General features: G+C 35.6%; 5 protein-coding genes. 3 read left to right on the top strand and 2 right to left on the bottom strand.

The features are described 5' to 3' along the window. Positions 1–141 precede the first annotated feature (141 nt). Positions 142–495 (top strand): hypothetical protein, encoded by a 354-nt coding sequence (locus tag KI369_RS27425; RefSeq protein WP_212958752.1) that lies wholly within the window; start codon positions 142–144, stop codon positions 493–495. Between the two features lie 211 nt (positions 496–706). Here the strand turns inward: KI369_RS27425 and KI369_RS27420 are convergent, their stop codons facing one another. Next, positions 707–2,689, bottom strand: a complete 1,983-nt coding sequence (locus tag KI369_RS27420) for a YVTN family beta-propeller repeat protein (protein WP_212958750.1) — start codon at positions 2,687–2,689, stop codon at positions 707–709. A 551-nt stretch (positions 2,690–3,240) separates the two neighbouring features. On the opposite strand from KI369_RS27420, the gene KI369_RS27415 reads away from it, so the two are divergent. Together KI369_RS27415 and KI369_RS27410 are read left to right on the top strand one after the other, a co-directional pair. Then, positions 3,241–3,894: a DUF6944 family repetitive protein gene (locus KI369_RS27415; protein WP_212958748.1), complete on the top strand. Its 654-nt coding sequence runs from the start codon at positions 3,241–3,243 to the stop codon at positions 3,892–3,894. A gap of 238 nt (positions 3,895–4,132) precedes the next feature. Then, on the top strand, positions 4,133–4,408 hold the full coding sequence (locus KI369_RS27410) for a hypothetical protein (protein ID WP_212958746.1): 276 nt from the start codon (positions 4,133–4,135) through the stop codon (positions 4,406–4,408). Between the two features lie 123 nt (positions 4,409–4,531). On the opposite strand, the gene KI369_RS27405 is transcribed toward KI369_RS27410, so the two are convergent. After that, positions 4,532–4,669 (bottom strand): DUF3956 family protein, encoded by a 138-nt coding sequence (locus KI369_RS27405; protein WP_000443219.1) that lies wholly within the window; start codon positions 4,667–4,669, stop codon positions 4,532–4,534. Between the last annotated feature and the right edge of the window lie 181 nt (positions 4,670–4,850).

The raw sequence follows: 4,850 nt of genomic DNA, 5'->3' as shown, positions 1-4,850 counted from the left end.
AATAAGATATGTAATTTTGCATATCGGACTTTTTAAAGTGAACAAGGTTATAAAATATATATATGTTACGGCAGTTGGGGAGACAAATACTAAAAATTCATTTGAATAGAAGTGAAAAATAGAGATTTGCCTTAGACATTTATGAAAGTAAAGAATATTTATAACAAAAGGAGTAAATACACAGGTCCGATTTTTGTAATGATGGAGGGAATTGATGTGGATATAACTCAAAGTATGGCGCGAATAGTGGTTAATGGGAAGGATCTTCCGTTTATTTCAGTTAGAACTTCGGTATGGAATCAAGGACCTGCAAATGATTTAATCGTTTCGACAAATTTGAGGATCGAGGAGCTTTATCAGTTTATGTGGTCGCAAGTACCAGTGATGCTTGCGATGTATTTTCTTCAAGGGGCGGACTTAATGCGATTTGCTAGAATTAATGGGATTAATCAAAGGGAACCGGGGGAATATATATACCATTTCACTTGGGGTTAAAATGAATGTAAGGTAGCATAATAGCTGCTTTTTTATTTTGCAAAGGAATTTAGAAGGTGATGAATAGGAGGTTAGAAAAATCAGATTAGAGCGTGATATAGGTAATTTGTGATTAACGAAAAGTACATAAGGGGACCGCTATGAATATAAATTTTTTAAGGAACATAAAAAATAAAAAACAGAGAGACTTATTTTTTGTCTCTCTGTTTTTTTATTCGCAAATAGTTCCAGTTGCTATACCAGTTGGAGCAACGCCTACTGGAACCGTATCTATAACCGTATTTGTAGCAGTATTGATAACAGAAACAGTATTGCTACCTTGGTTTGTAACGTAGGCGAGAGTACCATCTGGTATGATGGTTACTTGATCTGGGGATGAAGCAACAGGAATTGTATCAATTACCGTATTTGTCGCCACACTTATTACCGATACATTATTACTAACTTTATTTACAACGTAAATACGAGTGCCATCTGGTGTAATATCTATACCAACCGGTTCAGAACCTACGCTAATTGTATTAATAACGGCATTAGTAGCGGTGTCAATAACAGAAACAGTATTGCTGTTTTGATTTGTGACATACGCACGAGTACCATCTAGTGTAAAGACGATTATTCTAGGACGAATGCCAACAGAAATGGTAGTGCTAACTGTATTAGTAGCAGTATTAATAACAGAAATATTGTTGCTTAATTCGTTTGCAACATATGCAAAAGTTCCATTTGGAGAAACAGTGATTCCTTGCGGAGCGTTGCCAACAGGAATGGTAGCAACAACTGTGTTAGTAGCAGCATTAATAACAGAAACTGTATTATTACCATGATTTCCAACATAAACAGTTGTGTTATTTGGAGAAACAGCTACACCAATCGGATCGCTTCCAACAGGAATGGTAGCGATAACGGAATTTGTAGAAGTATCAATAACGGATACGGTATCAGAAAAAATATTAGTAACATAAGCGCGGGTCCCATTTGGTGATACAGTTACTTCAAGAGGTGCATTATCTACAGTAATTGTAGCAACAACTGTATTTGTTCCGGTGTTAATTACAGATACTGTATCATCTGTTGGATCATCTATGACACCTGCGTTTGTAACATAAACAAGGAAATTACATGAGGGCCCAGTTGGCCCAGTCGGTCCAGTTGGCCCAGGTGGACACTCACAATCGCCAGTCGGTCCTGGTGGTCCTTCTGGCCCTTGAATCCCTTGCACACCTTGAGGTCCAGTCGGCCCTTCTGGTCCTTCCGGTCCTTGCATACCTTGCACACCTTGAGGTCCAGTGGCTCCTGCAATTCCTTCTGGTCCCTGAATCCCTTGCACACCTTGGAGTCCAGTAGGTCCTGGTGGTCCTTCTGGCCCTTGAATCCCTTGTATACCCTGAGGTCCAGTCGGCCCTGGTGGTCCAGGAACTCCCATTCCAGTCCCAGAACCAGTGGGTCCTGGTGGTCCAGGCGGTCCTTGAATGCCTTGCACACCTTGAGGTCCAGTCGGTCCTTCCGGTCCTTCTGGCCCTTGAATCCCTTCCACGCCTTGAGGTCCAGTAGCTCCTGCAATTCCTTCTGGCCCTTGAATGCCTTGCACACCTTGAGGCCCAGTTGATCCTTCTGGTCCCTCTGGCCCTTGAATGCCTTGCACACCTTGAGGTCCAGTCGATCCTCTAGGTCCTGGAAATCCTCTAGGTCCTGTCGCTCCAGTAGGACCGGGTATTCCGATAATATTTAATAGAGAACTATTCAATATTCCTTGCAAAATTAAGTTGAATGTTTGTTGCAACAATGGGTCCGATATATTGGAACAACTAATGAGCGAAGATAAATTTTGGAATAGAAATTGGAATAACGCAGATATTTGGGTAAGAGAAGCGGTAGGCAGGGAATTGATTAATTGAATTATAGTTCGTATAACTAAGTTTTTATTTGGAGTATTTGGTTGTACTGCAGTTAATAAATCATTTAACGCCTGTAATGATGATTGGAGTATTTGTATAGTTGTCGGATTTGGCGTGGTAAAGAAAGAAAAGATAGCTTGGTTTAATTGATTAATTAGAGACAATAGTTCTTGTTGCTGAGAGGATGTGAAAAAAACAGGTGTACAACAATTAGTTTGATCGCAAGAGGATATAGAAATAAAACAGGGGAATTTGAATTTTTCGCACGGATTGTTTGAGTTTTGATTGTTTTTCATAGTTACCTCCTTTTTAAAATTTTATAATCGTTAAGTATGCTTTAAGAATTTGTATATTCTTCTGCAATTAAAGGGTTTTTAAGTATTTGTGTAATGTTTAGGAATATTTTTCTTCTAAGTATATGTTTAGAAAATCGAGACGTTCTTATGGGATGTATAGTCAATACTTGGTTATTAACAGGAAGTCTAAGTAAGGCTACAAAACAAAATGGAAATACATTTTTATTAACTTAAAACATAAAAAGAGTGCTGTATTAAGTGTTCTAGTGGAGAAATCATCTAGTTGTAAAAACTTCTTTGTATAGGAAATGTAATACAAATAGATATCTATCGGGAATGTTTAGAATGTTTGGCTAATTTAAAATAGTATTTTATGAATATTTTTCTGTTTTATAGAAATAACGCTGTGTATTAAGTACTTTAATAAACTGGAGTGTAGAGTTACACTCCTATAAAGGAAGAAAAAACTAAGAGACAGTTTGAATTTTTAACAGGTAGATGTGCGATTGAATAGGATGAAAATAATTACTTAATGTTGGGGTAGGTTATAAATGGAGAACCAACTAAAAGAAATATTTGGTGCATTGATAGCAGCTATAGGTACAATAACTTCAGCTATTGGAAGTACACCCTTTGATTTTATAAGCAGTAATATAAGGAAAGATTTAAATGTTTATGGGAACTTATTACAAGCAGTTGGAAATGCTTTAGAAGCTGATGGTCAAGGGGAAATATCTCTTGAAAAAATCGGAAATGAAATTCAATCAATTGGTAATGTTACTGTAATATCTGGATTGGTTATCGAGTTTAAAGATGAAACAAAAATTAAATTAGTGATTGCTGGGAATTGGACGCAGGCTTTAGGAGGACTTACAGCATTAGCAGATGAATTCGAGGATACTTCAGATAAAGATGAATCTTTAAATATTGTAGGAAACTTATTGCAAGCTATAGGGAATTCAATGCAGGCGATTGGAGGGGTTTACGAACTAAAAAGTAAAAGAGAAGTGCGTCAGTATAGTAAAGAAGATAGATCAAATGATATGGAAGAAAATTTAGACACTCAAGTTAATAGCGAATCAGATGAAGAGAAAGAAGGACAGTTAATAGATATTGCAGGAAGTTGGATACAAGCGGTAGGTTCTGTAATTTCATTAATTGGACAAATACGTGAAGAAAGTGAGGAGTTGGAAGGAAACGATTGATAGACTAACATAAAAAATTAAAATGTAGCTATTTTCTAAAATGACAATGAGTAGTAATTTTCACTTTATTTTTTGATGAACCATTTTTATATAAAAATCATATAATATGTTATAGGACAAGCAACCAGCTTATAAGCTATTAAATACTTAAAGAGCTTACCTTTTATATATCTTCGCATCTACTAATCTAGATGCTCTTTTTATCGAACAAAACACCCATTTGAATAGGAGGTTAATAATGGAGATGACATTAGAAGAATTAGAAAAGTGTTATAATAAAGCCTTTATTAAAGGAGCAGAGTACGTAGCTGTTCAGATTGAAATGGATGGATTTCATAGCGATGAAGTAATTATTAACGACAAATACAGTATAGATTCTAAATTAAAGTATTATAAGAAAACATACAATGAAAATTTAGAACATAGATGGATTCCAGGGATTCGTATTGTAGGTTTTGCATATGGCTATTCGTTCTCAGAAATTCTATATGAATTAGGGTTGCTAGTGAAGTAATGATTAAATAAATAGCAATTATTTTACGCGATGCCGTGATTTTAGTGGCGTCTTTTTTGTTGTGAAGGAAAGATATAAATAAAAAAGAGAGCCTAAGCTCTCTTTTGAATAGATACCTAACGTTTATGCACAGATTGGAATTCCTAATGCTATTAAGGTCAATGCTACTTGTAGAGAAAGTTCTAATCTAGCAATTTCGATTCCAGCGACTGAGACCACTAAAAGAGGTTGTCCATTAACGAACAAAACACAACTTTCCATACTTACGCCTCCTTTCGAGTAATCTAATACAGTATATGAATAAAATTTTAATATGTAATAGTCAGATTATTGAATTTAATAGAATTGATAATTTAACCTATGGTATAAAAAATTTAAGTAGACTAACAGCTGATTTATTAACACCATTTATGAAGGGCAAGAATATATTAGGAGTATATAA

This window comes from Bacillus sanguinis (assembly GCF_018332475.1).
In the GTDB taxonomy this organism is placed as follows: domain Bacteria; phylum Bacillota; class Bacilli; order Bacillales; family Bacillaceae_G; genus Bacillus_A; species Bacillus_A sanguinis.
This window is presented reverse-complemented; position numbering and strand designations above follow the sequence as displayed.

Excerpts from the sequence above, each read along its gene's own strand:
- KI369_RS27410 (WP_212958746.1), top strand. The coding sequence starts at position 4,133 with ATGGAGATGACATTAGAAGAATTAGAAAAGTGTTATAATAAAGCCTTT.
- KI369_RS27415 (WP_212958748.1), top strand. The coding sequence starts at position 3,241 with ATGGAGAACCAACTAAAAGAAATATTTGGTGCATTGATAGCAGCTATA.
- KI369_RS27425 (WP_212958752.1), top strand. The coding sequence starts at position 142 with ATGAAAGTAAAGAATATTTATAACAAAAGGAGTAAATACACAGGTCCG.
- KI369_RS27405 (WP_000443219.1), bottom strand. The coding sequence starts at position 4,669 with ATGGAAAGTTGTGTTTTGTTCGTTAATGGACAACCTCTTTTAGTGGTC.
- KI369_RS27420 (WP_212958750.1), bottom strand. The coding sequence starts at position 2,689 with ATGAAAAACAATCAAAACTCAAACAATCCGTGCGAAAAATTCAAATTC.